The organism is Priestia sp. 179-F W1.4 NHS (genome assembly GCF_045369295.1).
Taxonomy (GTDB): Bacteria; Bacillota; Bacilli; order Bacillales; family Bacillaceae_H; genus Priestia; species Priestia zanthoxyli.
On record NZ_JBIQFF010000001.1, the window covers coordinates 1,581,191 to 1,596,960 of the forward strand.

Annotated in this window: 18 protein-coding genes and 1 pseudogene; 11 read left to right on the top strand and 8 right to left on the bottom strand. The window is 38.6% G+C overall.

Annotation, left to right across the window (positions count from 1 at the left end; translation table 11 throughout):
* Positions 1–40: 40 nt before the first annotated feature.
* A complete protein-coding gene (locus ACH0CI_RS08600) occupies positions 41–3,079 on the top strand; it encodes an efflux RND transporter permease subunit (protein WP_335708349.1) in 3,039 nt (1,012 codons plus the stop codon).
* 245 nt (positions 3,080–3,324) lie between these two features.
* On the top strand, positions 3,325–4,047 hold the full coding sequence (locus ACH0CI_RS08605) for a GDSL-type esterase/lipase family protein (RefSeq protein ID WP_335706848.1): 723 nt from the start codon (positions 3,325–3,327) through the stop codon (positions 4,045–4,047).
* Between the two features lie 29 nt (positions 4,048–4,076).
* Here ACH0CI_RS08605 and ACH0CI_RS08610 read toward each other — a convergent pair.
* Positions 4,077–5,117 (bottom strand): annotated as a pseudogene (locus ACH0CI_RS08610) (alkene reductase); the annotation flags it as partial.
* A gap of 173 nt (positions 5,118–5,290) precedes the next feature.
* The gene (locus ACH0CI_RS08615; protein WP_080754499.1) at positions 5,291–5,410 is read right to left on the bottom strand and encodes a DUF4023 domain-containing protein; all 120 of its coding nucleotides are present in this window, start codon (positions 5,408–5,410) and stop codon (positions 5,291–5,293) included.
* Positions 5,411–5,616: 206 nt separating this feature from the next.
* Between ACH0CI_RS08615 and ACH0CI_RS08620 the strand changes: the two genes are divergently transcribed.
* Together ACH0CI_RS08620 and ACH0CI_RS08625 are read left to right on the top strand one after the other, a co-directional pair.
* Positions 5,617–5,934: a hypothetical protein gene (locus tag ACH0CI_RS08620; protein WP_028414413.1), complete on the top strand. Its 318-nt coding sequence runs from the start codon at positions 5,617–5,619 to the stop codon at positions 5,932–5,934.
* A 242-nt stretch (positions 5,935–6,176) separates the two neighbouring features.
* A complete protein-coding gene (locus tag ACH0CI_RS08625; RefSeq protein WP_335706849.1) occupies positions 6,177–6,674 on the top strand; it encodes a DUF6584 family protein in 498 nt (165 codons plus the stop codon).
* A gap of 33 nt (positions 6,675–6,707) precedes the next feature.
* On the opposite strand, the gene ACH0CI_RS08630 is transcribed toward ACH0CI_RS08625, so the two are convergent.
* Positions 6,708–7,895 (bottom strand): macrolide family glycosyltransferase, encoded by a 1,188-nt coding sequence (locus ACH0CI_RS08630; protein ID WP_335706850.1) that lies wholly within the window; start codon positions 7,893–7,895, stop codon positions 6,708–6,710.
* 219 nt (positions 7,896–8,114) lie between these two features.
* On the opposite strand from ACH0CI_RS08630, the gene ACH0CI_RS08635 reads away from it, so the two are divergent.
* Complete coding sequence (locus ACH0CI_RS08635; protein ID WP_047750514.1) at positions 8,115–8,831, top strand: CPBP family intramembrane glutamic endopeptidase; 717 nt, start codon at positions 8,115–8,117, stop codon at positions 8,829–8,831.
* A gap of 149 nt (positions 8,832–8,980) precedes the next feature.
* Here the strand turns inward: ACH0CI_RS08635 and ACH0CI_RS08640 are convergent, their stop codons facing one another.
* Positions 8,981–10,090 carry a GerAB/ArcD/ProY family transporter gene (locus ACH0CI_RS08640; RefSeq protein ID WP_028414409.1) on the bottom strand — a complete coding sequence of 370 codons (1,110 nt, stop codon included), beginning with the start codon at positions 10,088–10,090 and terminating at the stop codon, positions 8,981–8,983.
* A gap of 15 nt (positions 10,091–10,105) precedes the next feature.
* Entirely contained in the window at positions 10,106–10,339 is a 234-nt protein-coding gene (locus tag ACH0CI_RS08645) for a hypothetical protein (protein WP_274862557.1), read from the bottom strand.
* Positions 10,340–10,561: 222 nt separating this feature from the next.
* Here ACH0CI_RS08645 and ACH0CI_RS08650 point away from each other — a divergent pair, with 222 nt between their 5' ends.
* From ACH0CI_RS08650 to ACH0CI_RS08665, 4 genes are all read left to right on the top strand, one after another.
* Entirely contained in the window at positions 10,562–10,834 is a 273-nt protein-coding gene (locus tag ACH0CI_RS08650) for a hypothetical protein (protein ID WP_274862556.1), read from the top strand.
* Between the two features lie 84 nt (positions 10,835–10,918).
* Positions 10,919–11,110, top strand: coding sequence for a hypothetical protein (locus tag ACH0CI_RS08655; RefSeq protein WP_098248097.1), 192 nt, complete (start codon positions 10,919–10,921; stop codon positions 11,108–11,110).
* Between the two features lie 42 nt (positions 11,111–11,152).
* Positions 11,153–11,524, top strand: coding sequence for a hypothetical protein (locus tag ACH0CI_RS08660; protein ID WP_274862555.1), 372 nt, complete (start codon positions 11,153–11,155; stop codon positions 11,522–11,524).
* 44 nt (positions 11,525–11,568) lie between these two features.
* Positions 11,569–12,102 (top strand): GNAT family N-acetyltransferase, encoded by a 534-nt coding sequence (locus tag ACH0CI_RS08665; protein ID WP_335706851.1) that lies wholly within the window; start codon positions 11,569–11,571, stop codon positions 12,100–12,102.
* 128 nt (positions 12,103–12,230) lie between these two features.
* Here the strand turns inward: ACH0CI_RS08665 and ACH0CI_RS08670 are convergent, their stop codons facing one another.
* Positions 12,231–12,980: a MerR family transcriptional regulator gene (locus ACH0CI_RS08670; RefSeq protein WP_335706852.1), complete on the bottom strand. Its 750-nt coding sequence runs from the start codon at positions 12,978–12,980 to the stop codon at positions 12,231–12,233.
* A 158-nt stretch (positions 12,981–13,138) separates the two neighbouring features.
* Between ACH0CI_RS08670 and ACH0CI_RS08675 the strand changes: the two genes are divergently transcribed.
* Both ACH0CI_RS08675 and ACH0CI_RS08680 read left to right on the top strand, forming a co-directional pair.
* Positions 13,139–13,591 (top strand): MarR family winged helix-turn-helix transcriptional regulator, encoded by a 453-nt coding sequence (locus ACH0CI_RS08675; protein ID WP_335706853.1) that lies wholly within the window; start codon positions 13,139–13,141, stop codon positions 13,589–13,591.
* 22 nt (positions 13,592–13,613) lie between these two features.
* Positions 13,614–15,221: an MDR family MFS transporter gene (locus ACH0CI_RS08680; protein WP_028414403.1), complete on the top strand. Its 1,608-nt coding sequence runs from the start codon at positions 13,614–13,616 to the stop codon at positions 15,219–15,221.
* Positions 15,222–15,256: 35 nt separating this feature from the next.
* Here ACH0CI_RS08680 and ACH0CI_RS08685 read toward each other — a convergent pair whose 3' ends face one another.
* Together ACH0CI_RS08685 and ACH0CI_RS08690 are read right to left on the bottom strand one after the other, a co-directional pair.
* Positions 15,257–15,409 (bottom strand): hypothetical protein, encoded by a 153-nt coding sequence (locus ACH0CI_RS08685; RefSeq protein WP_165573525.1) that lies wholly within the window; start codon positions 15,407–15,409, stop codon positions 15,257–15,259.
* A gap of 25 nt (positions 15,410–15,434) precedes the next feature.
* Positions 15,435–15,617, bottom strand: coding sequence for a YolD-like family protein (locus tag ACH0CI_RS08690; RefSeq protein WP_013083869.1), 183 nt, complete (start codon positions 15,615–15,617; stop codon positions 15,435–15,437).
* Positions 15,618–15,770 lie beyond the last annotated feature (153 nt).

Consider the following 15,770-nt stretch of genomic DNA (forward strand, 5'->3'; position numbering starts at 1 on the left):
AGGCTTCTCAAATAACTTAGTTACGTAACGGAGGAAAAAGATGAATTTTTTGACGAGATTTAGTTTAAAAAATGCGGTAGCTGTGTTTATCGTTTCATTTTTACTTATTTTAGCGGGGCTATATTCATTTTCAAAACTAAAAATTGATTTACTACCGAATATCGAATTTCCGCAGCTGTCCATTGAAGCAACGTATCCTGGAGCTTCTCCTGATGACGTAAATGAAAGTGTCACGTCGAAAATCGAAGACCAAGTAAAAGGAATTGAAGGCGTTAAAAGCGTACAAAGCGTATCATATGAAAACGTCGGTATTATTAATTTAGAATTCCCGTTTAATACGGATTTAGATAAAGTTGAACAGCAAATTAACTCGTCGATAAAAGAATTAGATTTGCCAGAGTCATCAAATGTAGACGTAAACCGTTTTTCATTTGGTTCCTTCCCGATTTTCAACATTTCACTGTTTGCAAAAGATGATGCAAATCTTGAAAAAGTATTAAACGATGAAGTGATTCCTGAATTGAATAAAATTCAAGGTATTAACTCCGTCTCCGTTGGCGGTGTGAAAGAGGACCTTTTACAAATTACGGTCGATAAAGAAAAAGCAGCTCAAGCTGGTTTAACGCTTGATGGGATGAAAGAACAAATTAATCAAAAAGCCGTTTCCTTCCCAGCAGGAACATTAAACGGAAAAGAGCTCCAAATTCCAGTGCGAGTAGAAGAAAAAGTTGCCACGATCGATGCATTAAAGAAAATCCAGCTGAAATCCACGATGAACCCTGAAGCACAGCCTGTGAAACTTGGCGATATTGCCAAAGTCGAAGCCGTAACAGAACAAGGCGAATATACACGCTACGACGGCAAAGACGCACTGTCGATGGCCATCACAAAAAAGCAAGACGCTAATACGGTTGAAGTGGCCAACGAAACGATGAAGATTTTGAAAAAATATGACGATCAGTTAGACTACGCAATTGGCTTTGACTCAGCTGATGGCATTGAAAAGTCTGTTGAAACATTAGTACGCGAAGGATTGCTCGGGGCATTATTTGCGTCACTCGCCGTGCTGATTTTCTTGCGTAACTTCCGTGCTACGATCATTGCGATTATATCGATTCCATTATCGCTGTTAGTATCAGCTATTTTCTTAAACCAGCTTGATATTTCCCTTAACATTATGACACTAGGTGGAATGGCTGTAGCCGTTGGGCGCGTAGTGGATGACAGTATTGTTGTTATTGAAAACATTTTCAGACGCGTTCGTCGTTCAGAAGAAGGCATGAGCAATGAGCTTGTGGAATCGTCCACAAAAGAGATTTTAAAAGCAATTACCTCGTCTACGATTACAACGGTTGTCGTATTCTTGCCAATTGGCTTTGTAGGAGGAATTACAGGAGAGTTCTTCTTGCCGTTTGCCTTAACAGTTGTTTTTTCACTGTTAGCATCTCTTCTTGTAGCGATTACAATCGTGCCGATTCTCGCAAAGTTTGCATTTAAAAAAGTACCGCCTGAAGAAAAAGAAGGAAAGTTGCAGCGGGGGTATGCAAAAGCGATTGCATGGTCACTTAATCATAAAATCAAAATTTTAATTTTATCCTTTGTTTTACTGTTTGGCTCATTTGCGCTTGTTCCTTCACTTGGCTTTACCTTTATTCCAAATGAAGAACAAAAAATGCTTCAAGCCAACGTTCAATTACCGGCATCTACATCCCTTGAAAAAACAAACGATGTATCCTTGAAAATTGAAAAGATGTTTGCGGACCAAAACGAAATTTCAGACGTGACCACGGAAGTTGGATCACGCGACTTCTCAACAGGTGTAAAACGTCCGAACCAAGTTGGCTATTTCTTGAATGTAAAAGAAGGCGTGAACGTTGATACATTTATTGATAAAGTTCAAAAGAAAATGGAAAGCATCACGAAAGAAGAATCACCAAAAGCAACGGTGAATGTACAGGAAGCATCAACAGGAGGACCGCCTACAAATAATAACGTGACGGTTGATTTATATTCTTCTAATTTAGATGACTTGCAAAAGGCAGCTAAGCAAGTGGAAAACCACTTAAACAAAGACAAACGTCTTAAATATGTAACAAATAACTTCTCAGATAAGCAAAAGCAGCTTGTAGTAGAAGTAGATCCTGATAAAGCTGCAGATTACGGGGTATCTGGATTTCAGCTGCTTGGTACGATCTCTGATCAAACCAAACCGGTATCCGTTGGAGACTTAAAATTAGATAATACAAAACGAGCGGTTCAGCTTTCGTACGATAAAGACCTTGCCTCAGTAAAAGAAATTAAAGACCTACAAGTGTTTACAGAGAGAGGGCCTGTGTTAGTAAAAGATATCGCTGACGTTCGTACAATTGATACGTTCACTTCTATTCAAAAGCTCGACGGCAAAGTATTTGCGCGAGTAGAAGCAGACATCAAAGGCGATGATGTTCAAGCTGTGACCAAAGATGTTGTAGATGGAGTGAAAAAGCTAGACTTGCCGAAAGATGTGAGCTTGGACGGAGGAGGCGGAAGCGACGAGACAGTAGAAGTCTTCCAATCTCTAGGTCTAGCCATTTTAACAGCAATCGGCCTCGTGTATTTAACAATGCTCGTTACGTTTGGAAAAGCGCGTATTCCATTTATCATTTTATCGTCACTCATTTTTGTGCCAATCGGTTCGTTAGTTGGTCTTGTCATTGCAAAAGAACCGCTGTCTGTCAGCGTCATGATTGGATTCTTAATGCTGATTGGAATTGTTACAACAAACGCGATTGTGCTTGTAGATCGAATTACCCAAAATCGTGAACAAAAAGGCATGACGATCCGCGAAGCCCTTATTGAAGCTGGGAAAACGCGCTTGCGTCCAATTTTAATGACGGCGTTTGCTACCATTGCTGCATTAATCCCTCTGGCGCTTACTACGTCAAGCGGAACGCTGATTTCAAAAGGCTTAGCGATCACGGTAATTGGAGGGCTTACGTCATCTACTCTTCTTACCTTAATTATTATTCCGGTTGTATACGAACTCTTCTTCGCAAGACAAGTAAAAAGAGAAAAACAGCTGGAAAAAGAAACGACATAAGAACTATTTTCTAATAGAGGAAAATATGACCATAGACTATATGTTATAATAAAAGTACGTTTTAACCCCTTATATTATAGAAAAAGAAGCGGCGCTTTCGAGCGCCGCTTCTTTTTTATGTAAAATCATTATTTACAAAAAATGATTAAATGTCTTGTATGGAGGGAAAGAGTGTTAACAGGAAGCTTTACTATATCATTGTAGAGTTATCTAAAAACCATACAAAGTACAGGAGTGTCGTTTTCGTGAGTTCAACAAAGAAAGTTGTATTTATCAGTTCCATTATTTTAAATGTCCTTTTTATAGGTGTTTTTGCTTTTTATGCAACAAGCAGCAGCGCGATGAAAAATCCGCTGTCATCTAAGGGTTCGTCTAAGCAAAGCTATAGAGACAATCCTTATTACATTGAACGGACTACTTTGTTCAAGCAATTAAGTATTCCTAAAGAGTCAATCGTATTTCTCGGTGATAGCATTACCCAGCGCTCTGAGTGGAGCGAACTTTTTCATAATAAGCAGATTGTCAATCGAGGCGTAGCCGACGATACAACTGAAGGGGTATTGCATCGTTTAAAAAGCATTACAGATGCTAAACCAAAAAAGATTTTCTTAATGATTGGCATTAACGATTTAAATGAGCAAAAATCTGTAAAAAAAACCAAAGCAAATTATGCTGAAATTCTTGAGCGTATTCATAAAGAATCACCGGATACAAAAGTCTATATTCAAAGTGTACTGCCCGTCAACAATAAAAAATGCGGCGACGCAGTGGACAATAAAGATGTGATAGCGTTAAATAACTATTTAGAGCATCTCGCTAAGAAACATAATGATTCTTACATTGACCTGTATTCGAAAGTATCCAAAAACAATCAGTTAAAAAGTAGTTTCACGGTGGATGGTCTTCATTTAAAAGGCCAAGGCTATGCTGTTTGGAAACAAGAAGTTCAGTCATACGTAAACCAATAAAAAAAGCGCTCCGGAAGGAGCGCTTTTTTTTAGATAAGCTCTGGTAAATGTTTTTTAGCATCGTATTCGACAAGAGCATCATCGTTTTTAATGCGGTGTAAATAATCAGGATTTGAAATTAGCGGGCGGCCAATAGCAGCTACGTCGATCCAGCCGGCTTGAAGCGCTTTTTCAGCTGATTCAGGCGTTAAATCACCCACGCCGATAATCGGTCCATCCCAGTACTTACGCGTGATTTCATAAAGGTTTTGGCCGTTTTGGACATCTTCGTAAAAATCAAGCATAGACGGGTGAATAATCTCAATGCCTGTTTCTTTAAAAGCTTCTGTATACGTTTGAATGGCTTTTTCGGTATCATCCCAGCGATAGTCTGGTTTATCAAGCTTATGAGGAGAGAAGCGAATCACAACGCGTTCTTTTCCGATAGCGTCAATAACAGCAGAAATCACTTCTTTCATAAACGTTAATCGCTGTGCAAGGTCGCCTCCGTATTCATCCGTGCGTTTGTTAGACCAGTCTGAATTAAATTGATCAATTAAATAGCCGTGAGCACCGTGAATTTCAACGCCGTCAAAGCCTGCTTCAATGGCATTTTTAGCTGCTTGAGCGTACTGTCCTACAACTTCTTTAATATCTTCTTTTGACATTTCTTCAGGCTCTTCGTACGGCTTACGGAAACGAGGTACTTGACCTTGTGCTGCAATAGCAGAAGGGGCCTGAGGTTTATGCCCATTGATTAACCCGGAATGACTCAAGCGGCCAACGTGCCAAATTTGAGCGATAATCGTGCCGCCTTCTTCATGAACAGCTTCTGTTACAGGCTTCCATGAATCAATTTGGTCTTGTGTATAGATACCGGGAACGCCAGGATTTCCTTTTGCGCGTTCGCTGATAACAATTCCTTCACTAATAATTAAGCCAATACCATCCTTTGCGCGGCGGCGGTAGTAGTCTACAACGTCTTGACCGACTACGCCTGTCTCTGGATCAGCAAAGCATCGTGTCATCGGTGCCATTGCTGTACGAGTGTGTAAATCAAATGCTTCAATGTTTGTTGGTTGGAATAATTTTTCAAATTTACTCATTTTATATTCAGCTCCTTAAGAGGAAAGTATAGCTGCGAACGTTTTTGCAGCGGGTTCAGTTTATTGTAACAGGGGATTTGTTTTATCTTCAAACATTTCGACTTCCGAAAAATGATTACAAAAAAAGCCGGCTGTTTTGACAGCCAGCTTTTACAATATTAATGCTGTTTGTTAGGAAGTTTTTTCTCCGGGTGGCCAGTAGCTTGACCCTGCTTATTTTTACGCTGCTTTTCTTGATTGTCGTTCAGCTTTTGAACAAATTGATTTGTGTTTTCCATTATCCATACCTCCTTTATGAGCTTTCCCTGTTACTATAACCCATTGCATTCAAAAACATGACGCCAATCCGCTAAAAGCAGCTCCGTATATACACCGGTATATAGAAATTAACAGGAAAATCGTGTATACTGTTGTAAAAATAACGTTAATGTTTCGTGAGTTTATAATTTCTTATTCATTCATGAACAAGAAAAGGTGTTACGCAATGAGTGATTTTTTTAGCGGGAAAGAAATGTCGTTTATTTTAATTTTGACATTCAGCGTGTACATATTTGTCTGGAATGTGCCCCTTCAGGCGACCAATGCCATGATGATTTACTTTATTCTGCTGTTTTTGTATACAGTCAGTAAGCTGCTTTTTTCTCCTCAGTTCCGACAATTTCCGCTTGTTAAGGTGCTATTGGCCATTTTATTTGTTCTTATGCTGGCTGAAATAATCGTTGCTTACAGCACTCATAGCATAAAGATTACAGATTTACATCACATTTTCGATTATTTCAGTCATATGGATTTGTATTCATAATTTTTTTGAATAGCTTTGTTAACATGCTTTCGCAAACTATGGGTCTCTTACTTTTGAACATACAAGACGATGAAAAAGCAGGGCATATTGTATATAAAGCTTAAGAAACGCCTCTATTCTTCAGCTTTTTCTCTTTTAAAGGAGTAGGAGGTCTTTGTTCATGACCGTGCTCTTTCAAAAATTAACTATCGTTCATTGTACGCTTAGTAAGATGAGTATAAAAGATAAAAAAGGAGAGGCGCATGAGGGATGTAGTTTCCAAAAAAACAAGGCAAAATATCCATCGAGACATTGAACAAGGGAACTTAGGAAAAGTGAGAGACCGCCTGCACGGTTTGCTCGTTACATATCCAAATGAGCTGTCTTTGCGAAAAGAACTCGGAGATATTTATTATCGTCTTCAAGATCTTCAAATGGCAGGGCGCTACTGGTATTTAGAAAAAGAAAAAACAGTGGAAATGACTCGCGCTTGTCTGCTCTTTGAAAAGAAGTGCGGCGATAATCCAGCTGTAATTGCAAGAGCATTAAAATTCAAAGGAGACAAAGAGCAAATTCACGATTTACGTATTCAGGAAATGCTCTCACAAACTCAGCTTACGGTCATAGAAAAATTGATTGAACCGCCGGAGGAAGAAACGATAGGGGATAAGCTTATTGTAGCTGGATGCGCGTTGATTTTTCTTACAGTCGTCAGTTTACTAATCATTGGCGTATATACCGTTTGTACATGGCTGTTTTAATGCGAAAAAGGTGCACATCAGTGCACCTTTTCTTTATGAATGTTGCTTCACTACGTGATTGATAATTTGCTCGGCTGCAGCAGCCGGTCCAGATGCCTGCTGGAAACTTGCGTTGATTTCTTTAATTCCTTTTTTATAGGAATTGTCGCGGACAACTTCGTCAACGGCACTTCTTAAAAGAGAGGCATTTACCGTTTCTTTTGCTAAGCGATAACCAGCGTTTAGTTCCACGAGCCTTTGAGCAACGATCGGCTGATCTTTGCCATGAGGTAAAACGACTAACGGTACGTTAAAATGAATAGCTTCGTTTACGCTGTTCATGCCTCCGTGCGTGATAAAAACGTCCGCTTCTTTTAACACGTCAAGCTGAGGAACATAGGGCAAAATAATAAAATGCTCTGGCGCTTTTTTAATTCTTTTAAAATCGGCCCGGTCTCCTGCTGCAATCACAACTTTTCCATCAAAATCGCTAAATGCGTCGATGCAAAGGTTGAAAAAGCCTTCTACGTCATGAAGTACCGTTCCCATTGAAATATAAAGAACTTTTTCGTCTTTCAGCTTTTCTAACGGAAAATCATGAGAGCGGTGACGCTTTGGAAAGCTTGGCCCAATAAATAAACACGAGTCATCAAAATGTTCATGAAGCGGCTGGAAAAAGCGGCTTGTGTACACGACCGTTAATTCGCCTTCATTGTTCATAAATTGAAGCAGATTTTTAGGTTCTATGCCAAACTGATTTTTAAGCAGGCTGAGCCCGTACTGAGCTTGTTCATCCGGCTGAAATGGAACGTCTGAATCAGGATGAAGAGGCATCATTCTTAAACGGTCTTTCGGCATTAAAAAAGAAGCAGATGATACAATGCCAGGGATCCGCAAATAATCACGCACTAATTCGCCTGCTCCAAACTTGTCGTAAAACACAAAATCAAATTCAATTTTTTTTGATAATATATGAACAAGCTTCAGCGTATCTAAAGACGTTTGGATGTGGATGTTTAAAAAAGCGTTGATTCCTTGAGGAGTTTCAGGCTTGATGGATACACCGCTTAATAAGTCTGGGTGAATGTGTACGATAGCCCCGGCGTTTTCAAGGCGCTCTTTAAAACGCTCGGCCGTAATATAATGAACTGTATCACCTCGGTCTGAAAAAGCTTTTACCATTCCAAGCGTTGGGTTTATGTGACCTTCAGCGGGAAAGTTGATCATTAAAATGTTTGCCATTTTTTCACTTCACTTTCGGTAAGATTTCTTCAAGCGTAATCAAATATAAGGAAGTTGACAACTAATTTGGTTAGCGCATTTATTTTTTGAAGCCCTGCCTTTGTGTATAAAATGTGAAAAAATATAACTTTTTTCCTAAAAAATAACATAATTAAACTGAGTTTATGATAGAATTTTGAGAGCACTAGAGAGAAAGAATCATTTTTGGAGGTTGCTATTTTGAGTACGTTATCAACAAATTCAGAACCGGTTTTAAAGCCTAAAAAGAAAAAAGAGTTTACTTACTTCACATTGCTTCTATTTATCGTGTTGGGCTTTGGACTGCAAATCATAGCCGGAATTGGAGTAGCTATTTACGATGAAGTTATGGGTTCAAATATGACAGGAATTTTATTAGAAGGCCCATATGCTCTGCTTGTAGACGCGGCATTTTTTCTAGGGGTTGCGGTGCTTTATAGACCTGTGCGCAGATTTTTAAAACCTATGTGGAACGTCTCGGTATTAAAAGAAGGGAAAACGTATGTATATATTGTGGTAGGCTTTTTAATTGTAGCCGCGGTGCAGTACGTGATGCTTTCATTTTTAAACGTAGAAAGCGCAGATCAGCAGCAAAAAGATTTAAATCAAGGCAGTTTTAATCAAACGCTGCTTTCAAGCTGGATATTTTTTATAAGTGTAGCAGTTATCACGCCTATTAAAGAAGAGCTGCTTTATAGAGGTGTTTTATGTGGTTTCTTAACCAAACGCCATCACGTGCTTGTGGGCATTTTCGTTTCCGCTCTTGTATTCGGTCTTTTACATATTGGCTTTCCGATTACAGCTACCGTCATGGGACTTGTTTTCGCCATTATTTATTATCGAACAAAATCTATTTTCCCATCTATGATTTTACATATGCTGTGGAATGGATTAGTGAGTATAACCGTGTTCTTTTAAAAGAGGGTAAAACAAAGTAGTTTCGTTGAGGGAAAATCCGAACAATTCATCGTTCGGATTTTTTTATTGGTAGGATGAATCTAAGTTTCATGCATGTAGCTTCCTTCTAGCTGTTGACTGGATGGATTTCGTTATGTCTCAATTTCTTTTTATTTCGATAAAGACGCCGAATGCTTTACGCGAATTTTCCCAACTATTAATAATCCAAGAGGGTAAAATAGTCCAAATAACAGACTGTACGGAATCCACGTATCTCTGTCCCACGTTTGTTCATAGGGAATGCTTGGATACACGATAAGTGAAAATGTAACGGCAATAATGCCTAGCGGAAGAGTTAAAATTCGGTAGTTTTTTAATTCAAGAATTTGAGCGAGTCCGGAAACGGTCGCATAATAGTAGAGAGACGTTTTGAAATAAAGAGATAAAAACCACATAATGGCCATGATTACTTCAATATTTTTCAGAAAATCGGCAACTTCGATACGCCTTGCAAGCTCATAGCTTGGATATAAAGCGATACGTGTATACGTATTTCCAAGTACAAGAATGCCAAGTAATAAAATAATAATCATAATGCCTCCGCCGATTAAGCTTCCTGTAAAAAAAGCGCGGTTTCGCTGATCAGGTTCCCCTACGTGAGCAGGGAAAACGGTCAGCAATACAATAAAAGTGAGAGACGTAATACTTGTAAAGACCAGAATAGATCTAATAATAGGCTTAACGCCTACCTCTAACAAAGGCTGCAAATTCTCATAATGAATTTGAGGGAAGATCGAAAAAACTAAGATTAAAAACGGAATAACAAACCAAGGAAAGAGAATTTCAGCACAGCGGGCAATCGTTTCAATGCCAAGACGAACGCCGACAATCACAATTCCCATAAACAAAATATGAACAGCAAGCATAGGCGTTTGAATAATAATGCGAGTTGTTAGAAATGAGCCCACGTAAAACAAAACTTGACTGCAAAAAAGAAGAGTAGAAGCGACAAATAAAAGAGAGACAAACTTTCCTAGCCACTTGCCTAAAATGGCTTCGTTTAGTTCTACAAGGGTTTTATTCGGATAAAGGCTAGAAAGTTTGATATACATCCATACAAGAAAAACGCCTACACCTACGCCTAAAATGGCTGGAATCCATGCCTCTTGTTTAGAATCAGCCGTTAAGCTTCCAGGTACGACTAAAATAGTGTCGCCTAAACTATAAAAAATCACGAGTATTCGAAACTGTGCTGCGGATAATTTTATCTGACTATGCACGTTGTTCACTTCCTTTTACTTCAACAGACTGAACAAAAAATCACTAAAAGGTTTTAATAAAAAAGCAATGCCGTCTCCAGGGTTAGGGATTTCCACACCGCCATATTTTAAACTAACAATTAAAATACTTACTGCGAACAAACTCCAAAAAATTCGCTTTTCTCTTTGACTGTTCACTTTTTTTAAATAAGGTATTTCTACTAAACAAACAGCCGCACAAAGTAAAAAAATCCCTAAAAATATAAGCATGTATCAACCTCAATTAGTAACCCTTCAAAAATAATGAAGGGATGTTAAAGACGCCTGTGTTTCAAAAATAGTATCACCCAAAATGGCTTCATTTATGAAAAGTAAGACTAAAGGCAGTGCAAAACCGTGTTATAATGACCAAGTTGAGCGTTATAATAGAGAAAAAACAGCATGATTACAAACAAGTAGATACATAACAAGGTAAGGATGGGAGAGAGATGGATGGCAGACGAATTCAAAAAAATGCTAGATGACAAAGAAAAGGTACAGCTTATGATCGCCGCCATTGTCATGCTCGGAGGCCTGGTCGTTTTGTTAAAAAGCGTTGCAACGGGTCAGGCAATGGGCCAAAAATGGCTAGAAAGTAAAGGGAATGTAGACACAGATCTGTATGTTGAAACGGTAAAAAGCTACATACACCTGTATCAAATTGTGGGTGGCGTCATGTTTGGAGGAGGCCTTCTCACGTTACTTCGTGCTAAGCTAAAGAAATAAAGCGGCAGCAAAATAAAAGATCATAGTCCAAAAGAAGTGTCATATCTTTTTAATAACTTAAAAAATAGTGAAAAGGAGTTATGTATGAATAATGAAGAAAATACACCGGCTTATCATCTGTTTATGATGATAGGAGCGCTTGCTATGCTGATTTTTGGTGTTGTCGGTTTCTTTATTAAGTATCCTGCTACGTTAAGTTTTGTGATGTGCATTGGCGGAAGCATCATATTTTTGCTACATTTATTTGAATATATGAAACCTAAAAATGAACTATAGCATCTTCAAACGAGGAAATCTAGAAGCAAAGGAAGATGAGAAATGCAGAAACATCGTACGTACGAAACGCTAGTTGATCTTTATCAAAAAAGCGCAAAAATTCATTATGAAATCGATTATCGAGATAAAAAATCTTTAAAAAAAGGAAACCGAGCTGCAGAAGATATGAAAAAAATTGCGCAGCTCATTCATTTATACTATCCAGGCATGCTCTTTGAATTTTCAACACTGCTGACGAATCCTACTTATCGAATTGACCTATGGGCTGCACATCATATTTTAGAAATTATGAGCTATTCACCAATGCTTGAGGACAACGCGCTTTCCGTCATTGAACGCTACGCCGACGAAAATGATTTTACGGCTTTAGGGAATCGCATGTGGTTAGGTCAGTGGAGAGAAAAACAGCGCTAAAACCCATATAGGCAAACAAGAATAACTAAAAGGAAGATAGATATATGAGTTTACGTACATTAAAGAATGGTATAGACGTCACCATTCGAGAAGCAGAATCAAAAGACGCAGAGAAAATGATTGCTTTTTACAATCGAGTGGGAGGAGAAAGTGATTTTCTTTCATTTGGAGAAGGAGAGTTTCTTAGACCAGTTTCAGAGTATGAAGTGTTTTTAGCTTCTGTAAAACAAGAGCAAGACTCTCTTATAGTCGTGACTGAAAAAGAAGAGAAAATCATTAGTATTGCATCCATCACCTCGTCTCAAAACCCGCGTAATAAGCATGTGGGTACCCTTGGTATCGTGGTAGAGAATGCTTACAGCGGGCTAGGGCTAGGAAGACAGCTAATGATTGAGCTGATTGAATGGGCACGTATGAATAAACAAACAAAAAAAATCGAACTTGTAACGCGAGAAGATAATCAAAGAGCTATTTCTTTATACAAACAGCTAGGGTTTCAAACAGAAGGATTAAAAGAAAAAGACACCTATATAAATGGCGTCTACTACAATACAATGCTTATGGGTCTTCACTTATAAAAAGAGGCTGAGACAAAAGTATGTTAAGTGAATGAAAATCCGAACGATTCATCGTTCGGATTTTTTCATTGTGGTGATGAACGTAGGCTTCATATAATTGATGTAGTTATATCTCACTCTCTTTTGATTTATTGTTTTTTAGCATCAGCAAATGTACTCATCGCCTCGTTCATGAATTTCGCTAATCCTTTTCCGTATTGATCGATGTTGGTTGTAAACCGCTCATCTTGTACATACATCTCTCCAAGACCTTTAAAGGCTTCTAACGAATACGTTCCAAAGTTCTCATTTAAAAATTGATACCATTGCTCAATGGCTTTTTGAGCTTCTGTAGAGGATGGTGACAGATCACGCAGAGAAGCTAAGTGAGTGTAGATACTTTCCCATTCGTTTGACATGCGCTGCTGTTCTTCATGTGAAAAGCTTTGTACTTTTTCATTCGCTTCATCTACGCGCTGATTTCCCCAGCGCTTCCGGGCTTCTTCTTCGTATGGGTTATGCGAAAAATCCAGTCCGTTAAACCGCTCTTTTTCGTTCATTTCAATCGCTCCTTTTTCATATTGAATCGTTTTATTAATGGTTGCAATCATTTGATCGAGCCGACTGCGCTTTTCAATAAGCATGTTTTTTTGCAGTATTAACGCTTCTGTACGATTAAATGTTGGGTCTGTTATAATCTCGTGAATTTGTTTTAAAGGGAAGCCAAGTTCTTTAAAAAATAATATTTGCTGAAGCATATCAAGATTAGCCGGTGAATAAAGCCGGTAGCCGGATTCACTGACAGCATCAGGTTTTAATAGCCCGATTTCATCATAGTGATGCAGCGTGCGGACGCTGATTCCTACTAAGTCAGCCACTTCTTTTACTTTTCTGTTCATTCTTTCATCTCCCTTCTGAAATCTACTATAAAATATAACGCAGCGTAAGGGTCAATACTAAAAAAGAAATAATTGACTTTTAATTTATATGCATTTATATTTAATTAGCATTAACTATTTATAACATGAAATAAATAAGCAAGCCTGGAGGAATAGATGTGACAAAAAGCAATCAGTATCTTGGGGAGATTCGTTCATCGCTTCAAGTGCTATTTGAAAAAATGCAGCCCGAAATGATGGAGAGCCTTAATGAGCATGAGATGACTCCTACGCAATTATTTGTTCTTTCTTATTTAAAGAAAGTAGGGAGCAGTAAGGTTTCTCAAATTGCAGAGCTAATGGATGTAAAACCGAGTGCCGTGACTCTTTTAGTGGATCGTCTTGAACAGCACAATTTTGTTGTAAGAGAACACAATAAAGAAGACAGAAGAGTTGTTGACATTACCTTAACGGAGTTTGGGCATCGCAAACTTGAAGACGTGCTAAATGGTCGAAAAGCCATTATGGACCGCTACCTTTTGCATCTAACAGAAGAAGAGCTTTCCATGATGGCTTCTATTACGAAAAAGCTTGCAACATCAGCTGCTTCTTATAAAGATAAGCAGCATTAACAAAAAAGAGGAGAGACACACGATGGAAAATCAAAAAAATTCAAAGCGCACGCTTTTATTAATTGGGTTAATTATTGCAATGTTCTTTTCTGCACTTGATGGAACCATTGTCGGAACAGCTATGCCAAGAATCGTAGGAGATCTTGGTGGTTTAAGCATGATGACATGGCTGACAACAGCCTATTTATTAACGTCAACAACGGTTGTTCCGATTGCAGGAAAGCTCGCTGATTTAGTAGGACGCAGAGTAATTTATGTTACAGGACTTATTATTTTTATGGTGGCTTCTGCTTTATGCGGGATGGCAAATAATATGACAGAGCTTATTTTATTCCGTGCATTACAAGGAATTGGGGGCGGCGTTATGATGCCGATGGCAATGATTGTAATCGGTGATTTATTTACAGGAAAAGCACGAGCAAAGTTTCAAGGAGTATTCGGAGGAATTTATGGTCTTGCTTCTGTCATCGGTCCGCAAATTGGCGGATGGATTGTTGATTCATTGAACTGGAAATGGGTGTTTTACATTAACTTGCCGGTAGGGATACTCGCTACCGTTTTTATTGCGCTCGGACTTCAAGGAAAAAAACATACAGGACCTGTTAAATTCGATGTAGCTGGTATGTTCACAATGGTTATCGGAGTAGTAAGCTTGCTTCTTGCCCTGAGCTTTGGAGGAAAAGATTACGACTGGAACTCTTGGCAGATTATTAGTTTGTTTGCACTTGCTATTGCTGGGATTATAAGCTTTATTATTGTGGAAACGAAAGCTAAAGAACCAATTCTTCCGATGTATTTATTTAAGAACCGAACGTTTACGCTTTTAAACATCATTGGCTTTTTTATGAGCATCGGTATGTTCGGAGCTATTACATTTGTTCCGTTCTTTATGCAAGGAATAGTTGGAGTCAGCGCCTCAGAATCAGGTACCATTATGACACCGATGATGATTTCAATGATTGTAACGAGTATTATTGGAGGTCAGCTTGTTTATAAAGTTGGTATCAAGCCTCAAATCGTTACGGGTATGCTCATTATGGCAGGAGGGTTCTTCTTGTTAACAACATTAGACCTTCATACTAGCAAGCTTGTTGCCACTTCTTATATGGCCATAATCGGTTTAGGAATGGGGCTTGTGATGCCAATTTTAACGCTTGCTCTTCAAGAAAGCTTTTCAAAAGAAGAGCTCGGTGTTGTTACATCATCAAGTCAATTTTTCCGTTCAATTGGAGGAACGTTCGGTATTACCATTTTAGGAGCGATAATGAACGCCAAATCAGGTACGCTTCTTACTGACAAACTCGTTCCATATTTAAACTCATTGCCTGCTCAAGCAAGCGCTTTTGCCGACGGGTTCAAAAAAGCGATTGATACGAATCCTGAAAGTGTGCTGCAGATGCTGTTTAGTCCTGAGGCGCTAAAGAGTATTCCAGCTGCGCTTTCAGACAGCATTGTGCCTATTTTGAAGACCTCGCTAATGAGCGCATTGCACAGCGTCTTTTTCATGGGCTTAGCTTTTATTATTTTAGGAGCGGTATGCACATTGTTCTTAAGACAGATCAAGCTTTCAAATAAAAAAGCCGAAGAAAAACCAGAAGAAGGCATTGCTGAAGTAGAGCCATCACATTAAAAAAAGCGCACAAATTTGTGCGCTTTTTTTCTATATTAACTAGTTGTTTCATTAGGCTTGCGAAGAAAAGGGGATTGTTTAGACGTGTCATACGAAATTTGATCAAGCAAATACGATAAATATAAGTTCAGTTCAAACCGATCTTCCGTCACAAAATCTGTAAGCGCTTGCTTATTATCTTTCCACATAGTAATTCCTCCTTAATTTTACATACTAATGAATGGATTTAATATCAGAAAGCAAAAGGGAAACAACGGCTTCATTTTCGTCTTTTACGGATAGAATTTGCTGATGGAGATTTAAGTTGTGCACGCGGCCTTTGCACGTTTGCAACGTTCCATCTTTATAGTAAGAAACAGTTATCGTCCCACTTTTCGTTAATTCTCGTAAAAACATTCAAGAAGCCTCCTTAAAAAAGATTACCTGATTAAAAGCCAGTCCTTTCATTTGAGATGAGCAAAAGGGAATGGTATGTACTGCAAGCTTCCCTTTATATTCTTCACCGTGTATGAATAGATAAAAGGTTGCTAGCTCACCTATAAAATGTCC